This is a genomic window from Thiemannella venezuelensis, from assembly GCF_014203605.1.
In the GTDB taxonomy this organism is placed as follows: Bacteria; Actinomycetota; Actinomycetes; order Streptosporangiales; family Streptosporangiaceae; genus Planomonospora_A; species Planomonospora_A venezuelensis.
In genome coordinates this window covers 19,575-38,786 of the sequence record NZ_JACHJJ010000026.1, presented here as the reverse complement: position 1 = coordinate 38,786, position 19,212 = coordinate 19,575, and the positions used below count along the sequence as shown (strand labels likewise).

General features: G+C 73.6%; 21 protein-coding genes. 5 read left to right on the top strand and 16 right to left on the bottom strand.

Annotated features, from left to right (window positions below):
* Window positions 1–2 precede the first annotated feature (2 nt).
* Window positions 3–1,097 carry an LLM class flavin-dependent oxidoreductase gene (locus tag FHS22_RS29825; protein ID WP_184947131.1) on the top strand — a complete coding sequence of 365 codons (1,095 nt, stop codon included), beginning with the start codon at window positions 3–5 and terminating at the stop codon, window positions 1,095–1,097.
* A 47-nt stretch (window positions 1,098–1,144) separates the two neighbouring features.
* The gene (locus FHS22_RS29820; RefSeq protein WP_221474283.1) at window positions 1,145–1,459 is read left to right on the top strand and encodes an MmyB family transcriptional regulator; all 315 of its coding nucleotides are present in this window, start codon (window positions 1,145–1,147) and stop codon (window positions 1,457–1,459) included.
* Here FHS22_RS29820 and FHS22_RS29815 read toward each other — a convergent pair.
* The 4 genes from FHS22_RS29815 to FHS22_RS29800 form a co-directional block, all read right to left on the bottom strand.
* On the bottom strand, window positions 1,411–1,824 hold the full coding sequence (locus tag FHS22_RS29815) for a type II toxin-antitoxin system VapC family toxin (protein WP_221474282.1): 414 nt from the start codon (window positions 1,822–1,824) through the stop codon (window positions 1,411–1,413). The two genes, FHS22_RS29820 and FHS22_RS29815, sit on opposite strands and share 49 nt — an antisense overlap.
* A 31-nt stretch (window positions 1,825–1,855) precedes the next feature.
* Entirely contained in the window at window positions 1,856–2,095 is a 240-nt protein-coding gene (locus tag FHS22_RS29810; RefSeq protein ID WP_184947128.1) for an AbrB/MazE/SpoVT family DNA-binding domain-containing protein, read from the bottom strand.
* A 132-nt stretch (window positions 2,096–2,227) separates the two neighbouring features.
* Window positions 2,228–2,614 (bottom strand): SCO5389 family protein, encoded by a 387-nt coding sequence (locus FHS22_RS29805; RefSeq protein WP_184947125.1) that lies wholly within the window; start codon window positions 2,612–2,614, stop codon window positions 2,228–2,230.
* 63 nt (window positions 2,615–2,677) lie between these two features.
* Window positions 2,678–3,643, bottom strand: a complete 966-nt coding sequence (locus FHS22_RS29800) for an ATP-binding protein (RefSeq protein ID WP_184947123.1) — start codon at window positions 3,641–3,643, stop codon at window positions 2,678–2,680.
* Window positions 3,644–3,865: 222 nt separating this feature from the next.
* Between FHS22_RS29800 and FHS22_RS29795 the strand changes: the two genes are divergently transcribed.
* Complete coding sequence (locus FHS22_RS29795; protein ID WP_184947120.1) at window positions 3,866–4,417, top strand: TetR/AcrR family transcriptional regulator; 552 nt, start codon at window positions 3,866–3,868, stop codon at window positions 4,415–4,417.
* Window positions 4,414–4,899, top strand: coding sequence for a DUF2867 domain-containing protein (locus FHS22_RS29790; RefSeq protein ID WP_184947117.1), 486 nt, complete (start codon window positions 4,414–4,416; stop codon window positions 4,897–4,899). Before FHS22_RS29795 ends, FHS22_RS29790 begins: the two co-directional genes overlap by 4 nt.
* An 89-nt stretch (window positions 4,900–4,988) precedes the next feature.
* Here FHS22_RS29790 and FHS22_RS29785 read toward each other — a convergent pair whose 3' ends face one another.
* The 8 genes from FHS22_RS29785 to FHS22_RS29750 form a co-directional block, all read right to left on the bottom strand.
* Window positions 4,989–6,449, bottom strand: a complete 1,461-nt coding sequence (locus FHS22_RS29785; RefSeq protein WP_184947114.1) for an LCP family protein — start codon at window positions 6,447–6,449, stop codon at window positions 4,989–4,991.
* Between the two features lie 78 nt (window positions 6,450–6,527).
* Window positions 6,528–7,535, bottom strand: a complete 1,008-nt coding sequence (locus FHS22_RS29780) for an NAD-dependent epimerase/dehydratase family protein (RefSeq protein ID WP_184947110.1) — start codon at window positions 7,533–7,535, stop codon at window positions 6,528–6,530.
* Between the two features lie 57 nt (window positions 7,536–7,592).
* The gene (locus FHS22_RS29775) at window positions 7,593–9,176 is read right to left on the bottom strand and encodes a class I adenylate-forming enzyme family protein (RefSeq protein ID WP_184947107.1); all 1,584 of its coding nucleotides are present in this window, start codon (window positions 9,174–9,176) and stop codon (window positions 7,593–7,595) included.
* A 49-nt stretch (window positions 9,177–9,225) separates the two neighbouring features.
* Window positions 9,226–10,506 (bottom strand): cytochrome P450, encoded by a 1,281-nt coding sequence (locus FHS22_RS29770; protein WP_260408429.1) that lies wholly within the window; start codon window positions 10,504–10,506, stop codon window positions 9,226–9,228.
* Window positions 10,503–11,234: a glycosyltransferase gene (locus tag FHS22_RS29765; RefSeq protein ID WP_184947104.1), complete on the bottom strand. Its 732-nt coding sequence runs from the start codon at window positions 11,232–11,234 to the stop codon at window positions 10,503–10,505. Before FHS22_RS29765 ends, FHS22_RS29770 begins: the two co-directional genes overlap by 4 nt.
* Window positions 11,234–12,256: a 3-oxoacyl-ACP synthase III family protein gene (locus tag FHS22_RS29760; RefSeq protein ID WP_184947101.1), complete on the bottom strand. Its 1,023-nt coding sequence runs from the start codon at window positions 12,254–12,256 to the stop codon at window positions 11,234–11,236. Before FHS22_RS29760 ends, FHS22_RS29765 begins: the two co-directional genes overlap by 1 nt.
* Before the next feature lie 120 nt (window positions 12,257–12,376).
* Window positions 12,377–12,979 (bottom strand): YdeI/OmpD-associated family protein, encoded by a 603-nt coding sequence (locus tag FHS22_RS29755; RefSeq protein WP_260408428.1) that lies wholly within the window; start codon window positions 12,977–12,979, stop codon window positions 12,377–12,379.
* Between the two features lie 120 nt (window positions 12,980–13,099).
* Window positions 13,100–14,509 (bottom strand): LCP family protein, encoded by a 1,410-nt coding sequence (locus tag FHS22_RS29750; protein ID WP_338048013.1) that lies wholly within the window; start codon window positions 14,507–14,509, stop codon window positions 13,100–13,102.
* Between the two features lie 209 nt (window positions 14,510–14,718).
* Between FHS22_RS29750 and FHS22_RS29745 the strand changes: the two genes are divergently transcribed.
* Complete coding sequence (locus tag FHS22_RS29745) at window positions 14,719–15,195, top strand: GNAT family N-acetyltransferase (RefSeq protein ID WP_184947098.1); 477 nt, start codon at window positions 14,719–14,721, stop codon at window positions 15,193–15,195.
* Here the strand turns inward: FHS22_RS29745 and FHS22_RS29740 are convergent.
* Genes FHS22_RS29740 through FHS22_RS29725 form a run of 4 tightly spaced genes read right to left on the bottom strand, consistent with a single transcriptional unit; the run spans window position 15,177 to window position 19,172 of the window.
* A complete protein-coding gene (locus tag FHS22_RS29740) occupies window positions 15,177–15,938 on the bottom strand; it encodes a glycoside hydrolase family 16 protein (protein WP_184947095.1) in 762 nt (253 codons plus the stop codon). The genes FHS22_RS29745 and FHS22_RS29740 overlap by 19 nt on opposite strands.
* A 2-nt stretch (window positions 15,939–15,940) precedes the next feature.
* Window positions 15,941–17,254, bottom strand: a complete 1,314-nt coding sequence (locus FHS22_RS29735) for a hypothetical protein (RefSeq protein ID WP_184947092.1) — start codon at window positions 17,252–17,254, stop codon at window positions 15,941–15,943.
* Between the two features lie 29 nt (window positions 17,255–17,283).
* Window positions 17,284–18,033, bottom strand: a complete 750-nt coding sequence (locus tag FHS22_RS29730; protein WP_184947089.1) for a hypothetical protein — start codon at window positions 18,031–18,033, stop codon at window positions 17,284–17,286.
* Window positions 18,033–19,172 (bottom strand): MinD/ParA family ATP-binding protein, encoded by a 1,140-nt coding sequence (locus FHS22_RS29725; RefSeq protein ID WP_260408427.1) that lies wholly within the window; start codon window positions 19,170–19,172, stop codon window positions 18,033–18,035. Before FHS22_RS29725 ends, FHS22_RS29730 begins: the two co-directional genes overlap by 1 nt.
* Window positions 19,173–19,212: the final 40 nt, after the last annotated feature.

The window sequence follows — 19,212 nt, the reverse complement described above, 5'->3', positions numbered from 1 at the left end:
CGGTGCGCGTCGGAGTCTTCCTGGTCGCGGCGGGCTTCCCGGGACGGCCGCCGGGCCGGGCGCTGCGCGAGACGGTGGAGGCGGTGGCCGCCGCCGAGGAGGCCGGGTTCGACGACGCGTGGATCGCCGAGCACCACTTCATGTCGTACGGCGTGTGCCCGTCGGCGGCGACGCTGGCCGGCGTGGCGCTGGGCCGGACGAGCCGGATCCGGGTGGGGACCGCGGTCAGCGTGCTCTCCACCCGGCACCCGGTGGACCTGGCCGAGCAGGCGGCGGTCCTGGACCATGTCTCGGGCGGGCGGTTCGAGCTCGGCGTGGGCCGGGGCGGGCCGTGGGTGGACCTGGAGGTGTTCGGGACGGGGCTGGACCGGTTCGAGCGGGGCTTCGCCGAGTCCCTCGACCTGCTCTGCGCCGCGCTGGACCGCGACGACGGCGGCACGGTCGCCGCCGACGGGGAGTTCTTCCGGTTCCGGGAGGTGCCGATGGTCCCGGCGGCCCGGCTCCGGCCGGTGGTGGCGTGCACCTCGCCGGAGACCGTGGCGCTGGCGGCCGACCGGGGGCTGCCCATGCTGCTGGGCATGCACGTGGGGGACGAGGAGAAGGCCGCCATGATCCGGTCCTACACGGACCGGGCGTCAAGGAACGCGACAGGGCCGGGGACAACGGGGCCGGGGACAGCGGGGCATCTCGGCTCCGGGACGGGAACCGGCGGGCACGCCGCCGGCCTCGGGGACGCCGGGCACATCGCCGCGGCGGTCGGGTACGTGGCCGACTCGACGGCGCAGGCCGTACGGGAACTGAAGGAGAGCCTGCCGCGCTGGCTGGAGCCCGGGCTCGCGGGCTACGTCCCGGTGGACGGCCGCGCCCGTCCGAAGCGCGATATCTCGGCCTACGTCGACTTCCTCTGCGCGACCCACCCGGTCGGCTCACCGGACCACTGCGTCGCCTCGATCGAACGCACCGCCGCCGCGACCGGCCTGCACCACCTGATCCTCATGGTCGAGGGCACGGGCGACCGCGCCCGCACCCTCGAGAACATCAGAAGACTCGGAGCCGAGGTCCTGCCCCGGGTTCGTCGGCTGGACCAGCCCGGGTAGAGGACGCGTGCTTCTCGGAATATCCGGTCCCGAATGGTTCCGTCGAGATGGCGCTTGGCCACCAGGTCGACAGGACAGAGGTCAGGAGACAGGCGTGTGCGGAGCGGCACACCACCGGCCGCAAGACGATCCGGCATCCCGAGATCGGTGACATCCTGCTCGACTGCGACGTGCTCATCGTTCCGGGCGCCGACCTGCGCATGGTGACCTACACGGCGGCGGCCGGGAGTGAGGACGCGGGCAAGCTCGACCTGCTGCGCGTCACAGAGGGCCGGGCTGCTCACAGAACGCGGCGAGCCGGGCTCTCGGGAGATCAAGACGCATCCGAGTCCGGAGTGATCAGCTCGATGGTCGGGAAGTAGGTCCGGTAGCGAGCCATGTCACGTGTGATCAGGCGGTAGGACTTCACCGCCGCATGTGCTCCTATGAAGAAGTCCGGCAGGGGCGACGTTTTCTGCCCGCCGCGTTGCCGGTATGCGCTGAAGGCCTGGCCCGCAAGGAAAGCCGCTTCGTAGGGGATCTGCTCACGTTCGTAGTCTTCGGCGGAGATGATTTGATCGAGGCTCTCGATCGAGTCGAAGCTCGGGCACACCTCGGCGTACACGATCGGGTTGATGACGAGTCGTCCTTCATCTCTGGCCTGGATGATTCTCTCGCCTGACCAGTCCGCCCATTTGGGGTCCTCTGTCAGGACATCCAGAAGTACGCAGGAGTCCACCAGGGTCACGGGAAGGGGTGGGAGGACATGAAGGTGCACCTTACTGATCCCAGTCGTCGCCGCGGAACAGCCGCATGATCTCGTCGGTGCTCATTTTGGTGGTGGCGGCGCCCCGCATCCTGCGAACCAGCCGCTGGCCCCGGCTCTCGCTGCCCTCACGACGCACGATGGTCAGCGTGTTGCCGACCTCGATCACGTCCACCTCGTCACCTTCGGTGATTCCGTACTTCTCACGAAGATCGGCAGGGATCGTTACCTGTCCCTTGCTGTTGATTCGCATCCCACGGTCGCCTGTTCGAGTAGTCATGTATTACTTCTACTACCCGATACTAAGCTTGTCGCCGGTTTCAGGGAATCCACGGGTGCGGGCGGCGCGCCCGTACCCGTGGGAACGTTGGACGACTCGGGCAGGTCAGCAGTCGACGAGTTCGGGGGACTGGTTGAGGATCTGGGACCTTGCGGTGACGAACTCGGCGTGGGCCTTGGTGGCGGAGGGGTCGAAGACCGCGACCCGGTGGCAGTTCTGGAAGGCCAGCTTCACGCCGAAGTGGCGCTCCAGGGCGCCGCGCATGGAGTCGCTGGCCAGGCAGCGCAGGAGCTGGCCGCGGGCGGCCTCGTCCGGCGGGGGAACGGTGTTGTCGGCGAACTCGGCGCCGGTGCGCGCACGCTCGTGGACCAGGTCGTTGATCAGCGCCCAGGCGTAGGGCAGGGAGTCGCGGACGCAGGCGACGAATGCCTCGTCGTCCACCTCCCCGGCCCTCGCCTGGTCGAGAAGATCGTTCGAAACGGTCAGCGACATGCTGCGTTCTCCTCTCAGAAGGGGATCATTCAGACGGTAGATCGGGTCCGGTGACCGCTCCATCTAGCGCTGGAGCGACACTCGCGTGGGCCCGAAGGTGAAACCGGGGTCGATCTGGGCGGCCAGGTCCTCCCCCGTCGCCTTGTTCGCCCAGGCCTGCGCGTTGCGGAGGTGGAACTCGGCGGCCTGGCGGCCGAACCTCTCCCAGTCCTTCTCCTGGGAGTCGAGGTGCTTGCCGAGCACGGCGAGCGCCTCGGCGTTGGCGGGTTCGAGGTCGCCCAGGGTGAACGGGCGGCCCTGCTCCAGGGCCCGGACGGCGGGCGAGTGCTCCAGGCAGACCAGCAGGTCGTCGCCGACGTGCTCGCGCAGGAAGTCGACGTCGCCGGGACCGTGCACCTTGTTGCCGACGACCGCGATGGGCACGCCGTAGTCGGCGGCGTAGTCGCGGTACTGCCGGTAGACGCCGACGCCCTGCCGGGTCGGCTCGGCGACCAGGAAGGTCATGTCGAACCGGGTGAACAGGCCGGAGGCGAAGGAGTCGGCGCCGGCGGTCATGTCCACCACGACGTACTCGCCGTGGCCGTCGACGAGGTGGTTGAGGTAGAGCTCGACCGCGCCGACCTTGGAGTGGTAGCAGGCCACGCCGAGGTCGTCCTCGGCGAACGGGCCGGTGACCATGAGCCGGACGCCCTCGGGGGCGGTGGCGGCGAAGCGGGAGTGGATCGGGTCGTCGCCCGGGACGAGGCCGAGCAGGCGGGAGCCGCGGCCGGGCGGGGTGGTCTTGACCATGGCGGCGGCCGAGGTGATCCGGGGGTTGTCTCCGCGCAGGTATTCCTTGATCTCGGCCAGGTGGGAGCCCATCGGCCGGGGCAGCCCGGTCTCCTCCACACCCAGCACCATGCCCAGGTGCTGGTTGATGTCGGCGTCGATCGCGACGACCGGCCCGCCCTGGCCCGCGATGTGTCTGGCGAACAGGGCCGACAGGGTCGTCTTGCCGCTCCCGCCCTTGCCGACGAAGGCCACTCTCATGATGACTGATCCAATCTGATTATGAAAACCATTGCAACCCCTGGAGTGGCCATCATGCCACGCTCCGCACGCGGGAGGGGGGAGGATGCCGGGAAAACGAACACGGACCGTGGTCATACTCATCGTGTCATGGTCATTTGACTCAGATTGTCTGCTCCGTCCACCGGTGACAAGGGGAGGGCGGCAGAAGGGACATACCATTCCGTATGGCATGCTCGTCGTATGGCGACACGACAGGACTGGCTGGACGAGGGGCTCACGATCCTGGCCGCCTCGGGTGCCCCGGCCCTGACGATCGAGCTGCTGTGCGAGCGGCTCGGGCTGACCAAGGGCTCCTTCTACCACCACTTCCGGGGCATGCCGGGCTACCGCGCCGCCCTGCTCGACCACTTCGAGACCAGGTGCACCACCGAGCTCATCGACCTCGCCGAGGCGGATCCGCACGCTCCGGCGGCGGCCCGGCTGGAGCGCCTGTTCGACCTGGTCGGCAGCTCCGGCGACTCGCCCGCCCTGGAGGTCGCGATGCGCTCCTGGGCGCAGCAGGACGAGCGGGCGCGGGCCGTACAGGAGCGGGTGGACCGGCGGCGGACGGACTACCTGCGCGCACTGTGGGAGCAGCACGGCGGCGAGGAGCCGGAGACCATGGCACGGCTGCTCTACCTGGTCCTCATCGGCGCGGGCCACCTGGTGCCCCCGCTGACCTTCGCGCAGGTCCGTGAGATCTACGACCTGGCCCTGCGCCCCCACCTCCACGAGAAGGAGCGATCACGGTGATACCGCAGCTGCGCGCGCTGACCGAGGGCGCCGACCACGTCGACGTCAAGACCGTCGAGGGAGACGTCACGCTCAGGGAGTTTTTGGCCGGCTTCATCTCCTACGAGCCGGGCTGGATACGCCTGCTCTACCGGGTCCGGGCGGGATTCGTGCGCCTGCTCGGCATGCGGCAGGACGAGCTGCCCTCGGCGCGGGGCCTGCGCCCCGGGGACATCCCGTTCGCCCCCGGGGAGAAGCTGGCCTTCTTCACCGTGGAGGAGGCGGAGGAGGACCGCTACTTCGTGGCCGGGGCGAGCGAGTCGCACCTGACCGCGTGGCTGGCGGTGGTGGCCGGGCCGGGCGGCCGGTTCGACGTCGTCACCGTCGTGAAGTACCACCGCTGGACCGGCCCGGTCTACTTCAACGTGATCCGGCCCTTCCACCACCTGGTGGTCACGGCCATGGCCAGGGCCGGGGCCGGATACGGGTCCGCGCTCACCTGACGGTGCTCACCTGACGGCGCTCATCCGACGGCGCTCATCCGACGGCGCTCATCCGACGGTGCTATCCGGCAGGGCGCCGTACGGGGGCCTCAGCCGCAGGTGTCGTCGAGGGAGACGGCCTCCTGGGGGAGGGCGGAGACCCCGGGCGGGGTGCCGGCGCCGGAGCCCCCGCCGGCAGGGGCTCCGGGGGCGGGAGCCGCGGCCGGGGTCCCGGGGGCGGCGGTCGGGGCCGGGCTCCGGCGGGCGGCGGTCGCGGGCCTGGCCGCGGACCTCTCCTCCACGGCCGCGGTGACCTTCTTCTTGATCAGGTCGTAGTCGGGGTCGGAGGTGTCGATCAGCGGAGGGACGAACTGGAGGCTCTCGATCCGCGCGGTCCTCACCTTGCCCGCCAGGGCGACCAGCGCCGGGAGCATCTCCCGGGGGATGTCGGTGGAGACCGCGTTCGCCGTCGCGGAGGCCAGCCGCTCGAAGCTCCTGACCACCGTCACCGGATCGGCCTGCTTGACGAGCGCGTTCATCAGGCACTTCTGGCGGCTCATCCGGACGTAGTCGCTGGTGTAGGTGCGGGACCTGCCGTACCAGAGAGCCTCCTCGCCGGAGAGCGTGCGCGTGCCGGCCGGGATGAGGCCCTCGTCGCGCCTGCCGTACACGATGGGGGCGCGGACGGTGACCCGCACCCCGCCCAGCGCGTCGACGATCCTGGCGAAGCCCTGCATGTCGACCATCGCGTAGTGGGAGACGTCGAGCCCGAGGACGCCGCCGACCGTCTTCTTCAGCAGCGCGGGGCCGCGCTCGCCGTCGGCGACGCCCGGGACGACCTCGGGATGGTCCTCGGCGTACTGCCAGACCTCGTTGAGGATCGCCGGGGTGAGCGGCGGCTCGCCCCCGAAGCCGTAGGGGAAGCGGTCGCGGGCCGGGCCGACCGGCATCGGGACGCGCTGCAGGTTCCGGGGCAGGCCGAGCAGGACCGTCCTGCCGGTGCGGGTGTCCACGCTCGCCACGGTCATGCTGTCGGTGCGCACCCCGGCGCGGCTGGGGTGCGCGTCCCCGCCGACGAGCAGGACGTTGATCCGCTCCCGCCCCTTCCACGGGTCCGCGGGGACGGGCGTGGGGCTGAGGCCGAAGATCGAGGCCACCAGGCCCTGGGAGACGTAGGCGAGCCGGGCGGCGTAGGCCATCGGGGCGACCACCAGCACGCAGAGCAGGCCGACGGCGGCGGCCGACAGGTAGTGGGCGGCTCCGGCCAGCGGCCTGGGCCGGACGAGCTGGTAGGACCGGATGACGACGGCCACGGTGGCGAGCGCGAACAGCAGCGCGCCCGCGCCGAAGACCGCGAGCCAGCCGGGCTGCACGGCCAGGGAGAGCAGGAAGGACCTGGCGGTGAGCAGCGCGGCCGCGCTCACGGTGACCAGCGTCAGATAGGTCGCCATCAGCAGGGCGCCCGTCCGGTGGCGGCCGGTGCGCAGATGGGCCAGACCCCACAGCACCGCCGAACCGAACGTGAGCGCCAGACCCGATCCGACGCCAGGACGACCCCCGTTACCTGCCATCTCTCCTACATTCCCCGGTGGCCGGACCGACCGTCACAGGCTAGTAACGGTTTATGACTGGTCGTGTCATGGCGCGGATCACCAGCCCGCGGCGCCCGCGAACGAGGTCGCCTCGGGCCGGTAGCCGAGCACCCGCCGGGCGGCGGTGATGTCCAGCGTGCGCTCGACCGCCAGATGACCGGCGGCGTAGCGGGTGAGGCGGGGCGGACTCGCGCGCCGGAGCAGCCTGAAGGCCGTCTCGGCGGCGGCGGCGACGGGTTCCACGAGCTTCGGCGGCAGGTAGTACGGCTCCGCGTCGATCCCCCTCTCGCCGAGGATCGCACGCAGGGCGTCGTCCAGCACGACCGGCTCGGCGTCGGTCACGTTGAAGACCCTGCGGCCCGCGCCGTGGTCCGCGCAGTGACCCCCGCAGTGACCCCCGCAGTGACCCCCGCAGTGAGCCGCGCCCTGCTCGCCGAGGGGCGCCGTGGCGGCGAGCAGGCAGGCCCGGGCCAGGTTGCCGACCGAGGTCAGGCTGATCCGCTGCCGTCCGTCGCCCACCGCGAGCAGCCGCCGCCCCCTGACGGCCCCGAGGACCCGGGGGAGCAGGGTCGTGTCCCCCGGTCCGTAGACCGCGTGCGGCCGGAGGACGACCGCCCGGCCCGGCGCCGCGCGCGCCGCGGCCCGCTCCGCCTCGGCCTTGGACGCGCCGTAGGCGTTGACGTACCGCGCCACCGGGGCCTCGTCCTCGCGGGCCAGCACGGTCGGCCGGAACGGGTCGTAGACGCTGGCCGTGCTCACGTGCACGAACCTGGCCCCGGGGAAGGCCTCCGCCGCGTTCCTGGTCCCGGTCACGTTGGCCGCCCAGATCTCCCGCGGAGGCCCCCAGTCGGTCACGCTCCCCGCGCAGTGGACCACCGCGTCCACCTCGGGCAGTCCGGGCCGCTCGCCGAGCAGGTCCCACGGGGTGTACGGCGCGCCGCCGACGTGCTCCGGCTCCACCCGCCCCCGCCGCCCGAAGGCGTGCACCCGCCACCCCTCAGCGCGGGCCGCCCGGCAGACCGCCCCGCCCACGAACCCGGAGGCCCCCGTCACCGCGACCCTCACCGCGGACCCCCTCCGCGGACGCCCGGCCGGTGGGCGGGGGCGCGGCGGTCCCGGCGCTCAGCCACGGCGGGCGACCAGGTTCCGGAGGGCGGCGCGGTCGAGCTTGTCGGCGCGGCCCGCGCGGGGGAAGGCGTCGAGGGCGACGATCCGGTCGGGGAGCGCGGCGGCGTCCACGACGTCCGGGAGGGCTTTGCCCAGGAGGGCCTCGTCGTACCCGGCGGTGGGCACGACCGCGAGCACCACCTCCTCGTCCCCGGTCCCGGGGTCGGCCAGGCCGACGATCGCGGCCTCGGCGACGCCGGGCAGGGCGGTGATCGCCGGTTCGTACAGGCCGGGGTAGATGTTGAACCCGTCGCGCAGGAGCATGTCCTTCTTCCGGCCGAGCAGGACCAGGCGGCCGCCCTCGATCCGGACCAGGTCGCCGGTGGCGACCTCGTGCAGCGGCCCCTCGCCGAGGTAGTGCGGGGCGACGTGCGGCCCGGAGACGAACAGCTCGCCGTCGCCGCCGACCCGCACGCCCACGCCGGGCAGCGGAGCGCCGAGCAGGTCCCCTCCGGTGTGGGCCAGTTTCTCCTCCGCCGAGGCGATCGCGATCGGCAGCGCCTCGGTCATCGCGTAGACCGAGAGCACCTGCGGCCCGGCCTCCACCGCCCGGCGCAGCACCCCGGCCGGCGCGGGGGCCGAGCCGAGCAGCAGGTGACGCAGGGTCTCCGGCAGCCTGGGCGTACGGCGGAGCAGCCGGTCCAGGTGAACCGGGACGGCGAACGTGTGGGTCGCCCTCCGCGCCGCCAGCTCCTCGACCAGGGGTCCGCCGCCCGGGAGCGACCAGGCGGCCCCGGCCATCAGCGCGGGCAGCCCGAGCATCAGCTGGTCGGTGTGGACGACGTCCCCCGGCCCCAGCGGGAACGCGCTCCGGAACAGCTCCAGCCCGGCGGCGAGCGACCCCCGGGTGTGCACCACCCCGCGAGGGCTGGCGGTGGTCCCCGAGGTGAAGATCACCGCTGCCGGCTGGTCCGCCGGGATCCCGGACGTGTCCGGCGCGTCCGCTCCGGTGCCCGCCCGCCCCGGTCCGGCCGCTCCGGGGCCGTCGGACCGTGCGATCAGACCGGCCAGCCGTACGGCGCCGCGTGGGACCCCCGGGAGCCAGGGGCCCGTGTAGAGATGGCGGACGGGGTGCCCGGGGAGCGGGTCGCGCAGGTCGGGCAGGAGCAGGCCGCGGCGGCGGGCCAGGGACTTCAGCGGGCCGCCCAACGTGTGCAGCAGCGATTCGGCGACCACCCACGCCGGGCGGGTGGCGGCCATCCGGGCGGCCAGCACGCCGGGGGCCAGCCCGGGATCGGCGAGCACGAGCATCCCGCCCGCGGCCACCGCGCCCAGCGCCGTCACGACCGCGTCCACGCCGGGCCGTACCGCGAACAGCACCCCGTCCCCCGGCCGGAGCCCGCCGCCGTTCCCGGGACCGGTCCCGCCGCCGGCTCCGCGACCGGTCCCGCCGCCCGGCGCGGCCAGCGCGGCGCGGACGGCGTCCACCCGGCGGGCCAGCTCGCCGTAGGCCAGCTCGCGGCCCCGGCCGTCGATGATCGCGGCCCGGTCCGGCTCCCGCCGGGCGGTCGCCATGATCCCGGTGATGATGTCGTTCATGCGGAGGGTCCAGTTCGCAGGGGTCGGGGGCCGGGAGGGCCCCCGGAGGTCAGGAGGCGGTGATCCACAGGTGCTCGTAGGTGGGGATGAGGACCCTCCGGGCCGCGCGGCGCCGTACGACCCGGACACGGCGGGCGAACAGCACCGACGCCACCGCGCGGATCTCGGCCAGCGCCAGGGGGTAGCCGATGCAGAAGTGCGGGCCGGCGCCGAACCAGAGCCGGCGCAGCTCGGGCGGGTGCGGCCGGGACGGGTCGAAGGGGCCGTGGGCGCGGGCGCAGTTGTGGGTGGCGATCAGCACCCGGTCGCCGGGCCGCACCGCCACCCCCCGGGTCCGCCCGGCACCGCCCTTCCCGCCGGTCGCCGGGAGCCCGCGGAGCTCGCCGTTCCCGCCGATCAGCACGGGGGCCGCCACCGAACGGAGCATCACCGGCGTCGGGGTGGTGACCCGCATGGCCTCGTCGATCACCCGGTCCAGGTCGTCCACGGCCGTGCCGTGGTCGTCGACCAGCGCGACCAGCCGGGGGACGAAGGTGGCGACCGTCTCGGTGCCGGTCAGGAAGAACGCGCCCGCCGCACCCCGGGCCTCGGCCGCGGACAGGCCCAGGCCCCGCATCCGGCCCATGATCGTGGACTCGTCCCCGGCCTCGTAGGCGGCCTGGGCGATGTCCCCGATCCGGTCGAGCACCCGCCGGGCGAGGGCCACCTGCCGGTCCGAGAGCCGCCGGGAGCGCAGCGAGACCATGGAGACGATCCGCTCTCCCTCGGCGAACAGCTCCCTGGCCCGCTCCTCGGAGACCCCGCCGGACCCGCTGCCCAGCCCGATCGTCCGGCAGATCACCGCCCCGGCCATCACCCGCATGACGTCCACCAGGTCGACGGTCTCGCCGCGCGCCAGCCGTGCGTCCAGCTCCGCCAGCGGCCCGCGCAGCACCTCGGCCACCAGGTCCGCGACGTATCCGGGGGTGAACAGCGGCATCAGCTTCCTGCGCAGCGCCAGGTGGCCGGGGCCCTCCATGTTGAGCAGCACCGACGGTCCCAGCACCGGGGTCCACAGGTCGCCGGGCGAGCCGGGGCCGTCCTTGCGGAAGCGCTCGTCGGTCAGTACGGCGCGCGCCACGGCGGCGTCGTTGACCACCACGCCCAGCCCCGGCACCCGGACCACCGGCCCCAGCCGGGCCAGCAGCCGGACCAGGGGGTAGGCGAAGGGGTGCGCGGCCAGGTAGAGGCGGGCCTCGTGGTCCAGCGGGCCGCCGGGGGCGCGCAGCCGCCGGAGGGCCGGACCCGTCGCGGCGCGGGCGCCGGATCGCGGGGGCGGCGGGCCGGTCATCGCACGTCGACCACGTCGGGGCGGTAGCGGTGGTCGGCGTACCAGCCCAGGGTGCCCGCCAGGCCGTACGCCCGCAGCCGCCGCACGGATCCGAAGACGACCACGTCGCGGCGGGAGCCGTACGCGGAGGTGACCTTCCGGACCCGGTTGACCAGCGCGCGGTCCTCGTGGAGTTCCTCGATCGCGGTCCTCGGGAAGCCGCCGGCGCGCTCGTAGAGGTCGGCGGTGATTGCCAGGGTGCAGCCGGGAATCATCACGTACGGGCCCTTGTAGAGCGGATCCCGGTTGCCCGGCCGGAAGCGGCCGAACGTCGCGGCGACCTGGACCACGGCCGGGATGAACCGCCGCTCCCAGAACTTCAGCGGGAACTCGTCGGTCCGGGGGCGCAGCCGCCCGCCGACCATCTCCAGGCCGTCGCCGAACGCGCGGCGGATGTTGCGCACCCAGTCGGCGCGGGGCAGGCAGTCGGCGTCGGTCCTGGCGATGTGGGTCGCGCCGCGCCCGATGGCGTGGCGCACGCCGGTGTCGGAGGCGGCGCCGGTGCCCTTGCGGGACTCGGAGATCACCTGCACGCCGTGCCGCCGGACGATCTCGGCCGTGCCGTCGGTGCTCGCGTTGTCCACCACGACCAGCGTGAAGTCCCGGTCGTCCTGCGCCTCCAGCGCCCGCAGCGTCGCTTCGATGCTCGCGGCCTCGTTGTAGGCCGGAATGATCACCCAGAGGTCCATCACATCTCCGCCAGCATCACGCCCGTGCTGATCCCGCCGCCCAGGCCGAGCAGGGCCACCCGGTCGCCGGGCCGCCAGGCGCCCAGGGAGAGCTGGAGCGGGAGCGTGGCCGAGGCGCAGTTGCCGTGCTCGGGCAGGCTGACCACCAGCTTCTCCTCCGGGACGTCCAGCACCTCGGCGAGGAAGCGCAGGTACGGCAGGGCCACCTGGTGCACGGCCACCACGGCGAAGTCGTCCCAGGTCAGACCGGTGCGCTTGAGGGCGTTGAGGAAGATGTCGGGGCCGACCCGCTCGAAGGCCTCCTTCAGCCGCCGCCCGTCCCCCCGGAAGTAGGAGTACTCGAGGTCGCGCGGGTGGGCGGAGCCGCCGCCGGGCAGGGTGCCGATCGCCCAGGCCGTGGAGTCGGCGGAGAAGTCGCGGTAGAAGATGCCGCGCTCGTCGTCGGCGGTGACCAGCACGGCGGCCCCGCTGTCGGAGAGCGTGTACCCGGCGAAGGAGTCGACGAACTGCGCCCGGTCCCGGACCTGCCAGCGGATCGCCCGCGACGGGGTCTCGCCGGAGCACACCAGCACCTTGCGGTGCGCGCCCGACAGGACCAGAGCCTCGGCGACCTGGATGCCGTTGAGCATGCTGTTGCAGGCGTTCTTGACGTCGAACACCGGGCACGACAGGCCGAGCTTGGCCGCGACGATGTGCGCGGTGGCGGGCTCGACCATGTCCTGCGAGGCCGAGGCGAAGATCAGCAGGTCGGCGTCGGCGTAGCCCGGGTGGCCCGCGCCGGCGCCGCCGCCGGCCGTACCGGACCTGCCGGGGACGCCGGGGGCGCCGAGCCTGCGGATCGCCTCGACGGCCAGGTCCGACGCCTGCTGGTCGTCACGCGCCACGTGCCGCCGGCGGATCCCCGTCATCCGCTCGACGATCCCCCGGTGGGGGACGTATCCCTCGATCCGCTGCTCCACCTCGGTGCTGGTCAGCGTCCGCTCGGGCAGATACGTCGCGACGCCCGTGATACGGGCTCTCATCGCGCCCCCTAAGTCAGGCCAAGTCTCCTCATGCCCGCGCAATGTACCTAAAGAACTGACATTTCTCCTAGTCAATGCGGTACGGGGAGATCGTGGCGGCCGCGGACCGGCCCCCGGTTCTCACCGGTGAAGCAGGCCGGAGACCGCCTTCTCCAGGCGGGCCGCGCGTCCGGCGGGGGTCCTGGCCTTGAGCAGCGGCAGGATCACCAGGTAGCGGTCGGTCTTGCCGAGCGCCTCGAAACGGGCGGCGGCCTCCGGCCGGGCCGCCAGCGCCTCGGCCAGGTCGGGCGGGACGGCGGCGTCGCGCTGGGCGGTGTAGGCCGCCGCCCAGCGGCCGTCCGCCCGGGCGGCGGCGACCTCGGCCAGGCCGGGCGGGCGCATGCGCCCGGCGGCGGTCAGCGCCTCCACGTGCTCGACGTTCACCCGCGACCAGGAGCCGCCCCTGCGGCGGCGCGAGTACCGCTGCAGGAAGCAGTGCTCGTCATAGGACCTGCGGTTGCTGTCGATCCAGCCGTAGCACAGCGCGACCTCCAGCGCCTGCGCGATCGTGATCCCCGCGACGGCCGACCCCTTCCTGGCGATCTTCAGCCAGACGCCTCCCCCGGTCTCGTGGTGCCCGGCCAGCCATGCCTCCCACTGGGCGGCGTCCGCGAAGTGCATCGGCCTTCCGGCCGTTCCCAGGTCGTCGGTGAGGCGGGTGGCGGCGGCCGGTGCTCGCGACATCGGTGGTTCCTTCCTCCGGCGGTGTCGACGACCATCCTCCTCTCCAAAGTGCTCACCGATTGAGCACTTTGGAGGGACGGGCTGGGGCATGCGCGGCCGACCGGCCCGTGCCCGCGGAGGTCAGGTGTTCGTGCAGGAGTCGTGGGTGGCGTCGAAGCTGTTCAGGCCGGCGGTGGCGGGAGGCAGTTCCTTGAGCCCCTGCCAGTCGTCGCCGATCGTCAGGATGAGCCGCCCGGTCTTCGCCGCGGGGACGAGCCGGCCGGCGGAGGCCACCAGGTCGCGGGAGAGGGTCGGCGCCTTGGTCGCGCCGAGCGGGCCGTAGGAGATCGTGGTCTTCGGCTGGGGCTTGCGCCGGGTGTCGCCGATCTTGGCGATGTGGTAGCCGCGCTCCTCCAGCAGGGCCGCGGCCACGGTGGCCAGGCCGGAGCGCCAGGTCCCGTTGCGCACCTCGATGTGCACCTTCGACCGGGCCACCTTCGCCTGACCGCCCCTGATGCCGGAGTCGGAGACCGGGCGGTCGTGCGCCACGATGTCGAAGAGCTTCCTGCTCTGCGCCTCCACCCACTCGACCTTGCCGGGGTGGGTGAGCGAGTAGCGCCACGGGGTCGTGATGAAGTGGATCTTTCCGGCGGTCAGGCCCTGCGCGCTGGTCGCCAGGTCCTTCATGACGACGGGGGTGAGGCCGGGGTCGGTGGTGACCGACTTGGTGGCCGCGTCGAGGAAGCCGAAGAGCCTGGCCGGGTCGGTGAGCGTCTCGCCGCTCATGACCTTCTTGACCATCGAGGCGATGAACATCTGCTGCCGCTGGATGCGCCCGATGTCGGAGCCGTCGCCCAGGCTGTAGCGGGCGCGGACGTAGCCGAGGGCCTGCTCGCCCATGAGCGTCTGCCGGCCGGCGGGGAGCGTGAGCAGGGCCTTGGTGTCGTTGACCGGCTCGGGCAGGCAGACCTCGACCCCGCCGACCGCGTCGACCATGCCCTTGAACCCGGTGAAGTCGACCTTCACGAAGTGGTCGATGTGGATGCCGGTGAGCGTCTCGACCGTCTTCCAGGTGCAGGTGATGCCGCCGGAGTTGAACGACTCGTTGATCATCCCGATGTGCGGCTGCTGGCCGGGGAGGCCCTGGCGGGCGCGGCAGGCGGGGAGCTGGACCATCGAGTCGCGCGGGAAGCTGATGACCATCGCGTTGTCCCGCTTCGGCGAGATGTGCGCGAGCATGATCGTGTCGGTCCGCTCCCCGGCGAACCTGCCGTACCTCGCGTTCTTGCCGTTGCGCTGGTCGGAGCCGACGACCAGGACGTTCATCGCCTTGGTCGCCACCTTGGCCGGCCGGACCCCGAGGTCCTCCTTGCCGACCTCGATGTGCTTGACGTTCCCGGCCAGCCTGACGTAGGCGCCGACCGCCGTCGCGGTCAGCGCGACCGCCACGGTCGTGACCGCCCCCGCCAGCCACCACACCCACCGGCGGCGCCGGGGCGTGCCGGGGCGGCGTGCGGGCTTTGCGGATTCGTCGGTCGACCGGCTGCTCACGTGACTCCAGACGGGAATGGGCCAGGACGTGCTCCCGCGGCAGGCGAGCTGTGTAACGGCCGTGACCGAGTGTACTAATCCCTGATAAGGGTCGGATAAGAACTCCGGCCGACTTTTATCGGTGTCGCGTGTGGCGAATCTGGCCCTGTTACGATCCGCCGGTGATTATCCGCAATGGTGATATCGGCGACGTTCATGCTGTTCTGAGGATGTTCGACAGCGCGGTGGCCTGGCTGACGGCGCGGGGCCGTACCGGCCAGTGGGGCAGCGAGCCCTTCTCCGCCGATCCCGCCCGCGTCGAGCGGATCACCGGGTGGGCGGAGTCCGGCGGCATGCGGATCGCCGAGCTCGACGGCGAGCCCGCCGGGTGCATCGTCCTCGGACCTCCGATGCCCTACATCCCGCCCGCGCCCGAGCCCGAGCTCTACGTGCAGGCGCTGGTCACCGACCGGCGTTTCCACGGCCGCGGTGTGGGCTCGGCCCTGCTGGCGCTCGCCCCCGCCGAGGCGGCCGCGCGGGGAGTCTCGCTGGTCAGGGTCGACTGCTACGCCGGTGACGACGGCCGGCTGGTGAAGTACTACGAGGGCCAGGGCTTCACCAGGACCGAGCCGTTCACGGTCGGGGAGTGGCCGGGCCAGCTCTTGGAGATGCGGCTCGGGCGGGCCTCTCAGGACCCCATCGGGTAGATGCGCAGCCAGTCCACCTCCATCCACGCCTCTCCGGGGCTGCCCCGGCCGGGGAACCAGTCGAGCTGCAGGCAGGCCGACATCGGGCTGTGCGCGGCGTTGGGCGAGCGGAACCACTCCCGCCCGTCGAGGTAGCCGACGACCCCGCCCGGGCCGTTCTCCACGGCGTAGGTGTGCCAGGTGGTCATGTCGACCTCGGCGTGGGCCTGCTCCTGCCCCTGCGGGGTGTGCAGGAAGAAGTTCGGCCGCTGCCGCTCGGGGTCGTCGATGACCTCCAGGAAGTCGATCTCCTCACCGGTGGTGCTGCGCACGTTCCCCCCGCCCTGCGCGGGCCAGAGCAGGGCGACCGGGTGGTAGGAGCCCGCGCCGGGGTAGAGCCGGATGCGGGTCTCCCACCGCCCGTACGTCTGGACGTGCCTGCTGGCCAGCCCCGCGGTGGTCCCGTCCGCGAGGCCGTACAGGTAGAGCGTGCCGTCACCCAGGTAGAGCTGGCCGGACGAGCGGCGGCCGTTGCCCGCGTGCCCGGGCGAGTCGTAGAAGACCCAGTCGGACGGCTGCAGGTGGTCGCCGAACTCGGCGCACCAGGCCGGCGCGCCCCAGCCGTGGGCCGCGGCGGCGCTGGAGGCGTCCGGTACGGCGGGGCAGGCCGGGGCGGCCTCCCCCCGGGCCGTGGTGAGCGTGCTCAGGGCCAGCGCCAGCACCATGCTGAACACGCCTGTCCGCAGGTGGGAACGGGAGACCACGGCTACCGTCCTTCCGGCCTGGCGCACAGCGAGGGCGGGCTGAAGGCCCAGCAGCCGGTCCGGCCCGGGAGCGCCCGGCCGTCCGGAACCGCGTCCGCCGCCGGGGCGGGGCGCAGGACGGACGGCGGGGCGAAGACCCAGCGGGGCGCGACCGGCCGCTGCCCGGTCCCGTCCTGCCCGGTCCCGTCCTGTGCAGCCCGGTCCCGTCCGGCCGGGTCCTGTCCCGCCTGGTCCCGCAGGACCGCCGGCGGCGCGGCGCCGGGGGAGCCGGCGGTACGGCCGTGCCACGGAGCCAGGCCCCAGCAGGCGGCGGCGGGCGGGCGGCACTGCCCGGTGGAGGGAACGGCCAGCGGCGGGAGCGGCACGGTCCGCGGCGCCATCGCGAGCACCGACGGCCTCGCCGGGGAGCCCTGCGCAGGTCCTCCGGTGGCGGTGGACGCGGTCTGGTCGGGAACGGCCGTCTGGGGCTGCGGCGCCCGCGGTGCCTGCGCCGGTTTCGTCGCGGGGCGCGGAGCCGTGGCGGAGGTCTTGACCGAGGGCTTGGCGGGGGGCTTGGTGGAGGGCTTGGGGGTGGGGGGCTTGGCGGAGGCGGCCGGCTTGGCGGTGGAGGAGGGCTTGGTGGAGGGCTTGGGGGTGGAGGGCTTGGCGGAGGCGGCCGGCTTGGCGGTAGAGGAGGGCTTGGTGGAGGGCTTGGGGGCGGACGTCTGCGTCTTCTTCCCAGTGGCGGTCGGTTTCGGTTCCGTGGTGGGGCTGGGGGAGGCGGGTTTCTCGGTCGCGGGCGCCGGGCTGGAGGCGGTCTGGGAAGGACGCGGAGTCTCCTCCGGGCGGGAGCTCGCCGTGGCCGACGGAGTGGCCGTGGCGGAGGGGGTGGGCGACGGCGCGGGCGAGGCCGTACGGCTCGCGGCGGGGGCGGGCTGCCGGGCGCGCGCGGGCGGGGCCGTCGCGGGCTGCCGGGCGCGCGGGGACTGCACCGGAGCGGGCCGCCGGGCGGACACGGGAGGAACCTGCTGCCGGGCGGACACGGGAGGAACCGGCTGCCGGGCTCGGGCGGGCGGGAGGAACGGATCCTCCTCCTCCGGCTCGGGCACCGGCATCGAGGTCTCCTCCGCGGAGTCCGTCGGCGCGGGCTCCGCGGAGAAGGGGCGGGGAGGGGACGCGGGGTCGGAGGAGGGCGCGGGCATCGGCATGGGAGCCGGGAGGGGCTCCGCGGCGGCGACCCAGGGCTGGGCGATGACGGCGCTGGTCGTCGCGGAGATCCCCGCCATGAGCAGGCCGGAGACGAGGGTGACGCGCCGGGAGGGGGTGCGTGGGGGCATGGGCTCTTCCTCGGTCTATCTTCCTCGGTCTATGAGGAGGGACGGGCGACGGCCTGCCAGCCGGCCGCGGTGAACTCGGGGGTGCCGGGAGCCGCGACCTCGGGTACGACCGCGGGCAGGGGGTCGGGTGTGTTGACCCAGTCCCCCGCTCCCTCCCGGGCGCCGGGGCTCCAGACCATGAGCACGCTCATGGCGAAGGGGCTGGAGTAGGACGGTCCGGCCTCCGCGGTGCCGCGGACGGCGTCCACCCGGACCAGGAGGGAGACCTGCACCTGGTCCGGCGCCCGGGTGTGCCACTGCACGCCGACCGTCTCGGTCCGCAGCGCGGCCCCCTCGGGCAGCTCGCCCTCCTCCGGCAGGCCGAGGGTCTTCCGCCAGCCGCGGACCGTGGCGTCCGCGCCGTCGCGGGCGGCCTCGCGCTGCTCCGGCAGGGCGTACAGCACCGCGGCCTGCTCGGCCTGGGCGGCGTCCAGCGTCCAGGCGGCCTCCAGCGCGGCGGCCGCGGCCGAGACCGCGCCCAGCTCGGTCCGAGGGAATCCGACGGGGTAGCCGGCCTCGCCGTGGTAGGCGGAGGGCGCGGCGAGGACGACCCCGGAGGAGGGGGCCGGCGTGGCGGAGGAGACCGCCGGGCCGGGTGCGGCGCGCAGGAGAAGCCACGCGCCCAGCGCGACCGCGGCCGCCGCGACGACCGTGAGGACCGCCAGCGCCCGCCGCCGGGACGCGCGCCCGGGCGGGCCCAGGTCGACGTCGAGCACGGACTCCTCCACGGCCGGCGACATCAGCGGCTCCGGGCGGGGTGCAGGCCGAACGACTGGCCGGCGGCCGCGGCCAGCCGCAGGTAGGCGCCCCGGGTGGTGGGCCGCAGGCGGGTCAGGTCCACCTCCGCGCCCTCCTTGAGGTGCGGGTCGTACGGCACGCGGATCACCGTGCGGCAGCGGGAGGCGAAGTGGCGTTCCAGCAGCGTCAGGTCCACGTCGCCCTTGGGCTCCACCGCGTTCAGCACGACGATCGCGTTCTTCGCCAGAGCGGCGTGGCCGTGGGCGTTGAGCCAGTCCAGGGTGGCCGCGGCCGAGTTCGCCCCGTCCACGGCGACCAGGCTGACCAGCACGATCTGGTCGGCCAGTTCCAGGGTCGCGCCCATCGCGCCGTGCAGCAGGCCGGTCCCGCAGTCGGTGATGCAGATCGAGTAGTAGCGCTCGATCAGCCCGGCGACCGTGCGGTAGTCCTCCGCGTCGAAGGCCTCGCTGACGGCGGGGTCGGTGTCGGAGGCGAGGATCTCCAGCCGGGCGGGGGACTGCGAGGTGAAGGCGCGGGCGTCGGCGTAGCGGAGGATGTGGGGGGCCTCGGCGAGCATGGTGCGGATGGTCGCGGCCGTCTCGGACTTGACCTTCAGCCCGAGGGTCCCCCGGTCGGGGTTGGCGTCGATCGCGATCACCCGGTCCCCCCGGAGGGAGGCCAGCGTGTTGCCCAGCGCGGCGGTCGTGGTCGTCTTGCCCACGCCGCCCTTGAGGCTCATCACGGCGATCCGGTGGTGCCCGCTCGCGACCGGCGTCTGGGCGTGGGCGATCAGGGTGCGCCGCTCGATCTCCGCCGCGGACTCCGCGGGGATGTACCTCTTGCCGGAGAGCTGCCAGACGAGCCGCCGCCAGCCGCCCGAGGGCTCGGCCCGCCGGTTGGTGAGCAGGTGCTCCGCGGTGAGCGGGACCGTCTCCGGCTGCGGTTCGGACCCGGTCTCCCGATCCGTCCCGGACGCCGCCTCGGACGGCGCCCCGGCCAGGGTCTCGGACGCCGCCTCCGCCCGCGTCCCGGTGGTGTGAGCAGCGGGCTGCTGCGCGGACGGGGGCGCCGGCTGCGGCTCGGGCGGGGTGGGCGGCACGTGGTGGGCGGGGGAGGAGATCGGGGAAGAGGTCTCTGCCATGGGGCGGGGTCCTTTCGCGGAGGACGGTGGGGCGGGAGGC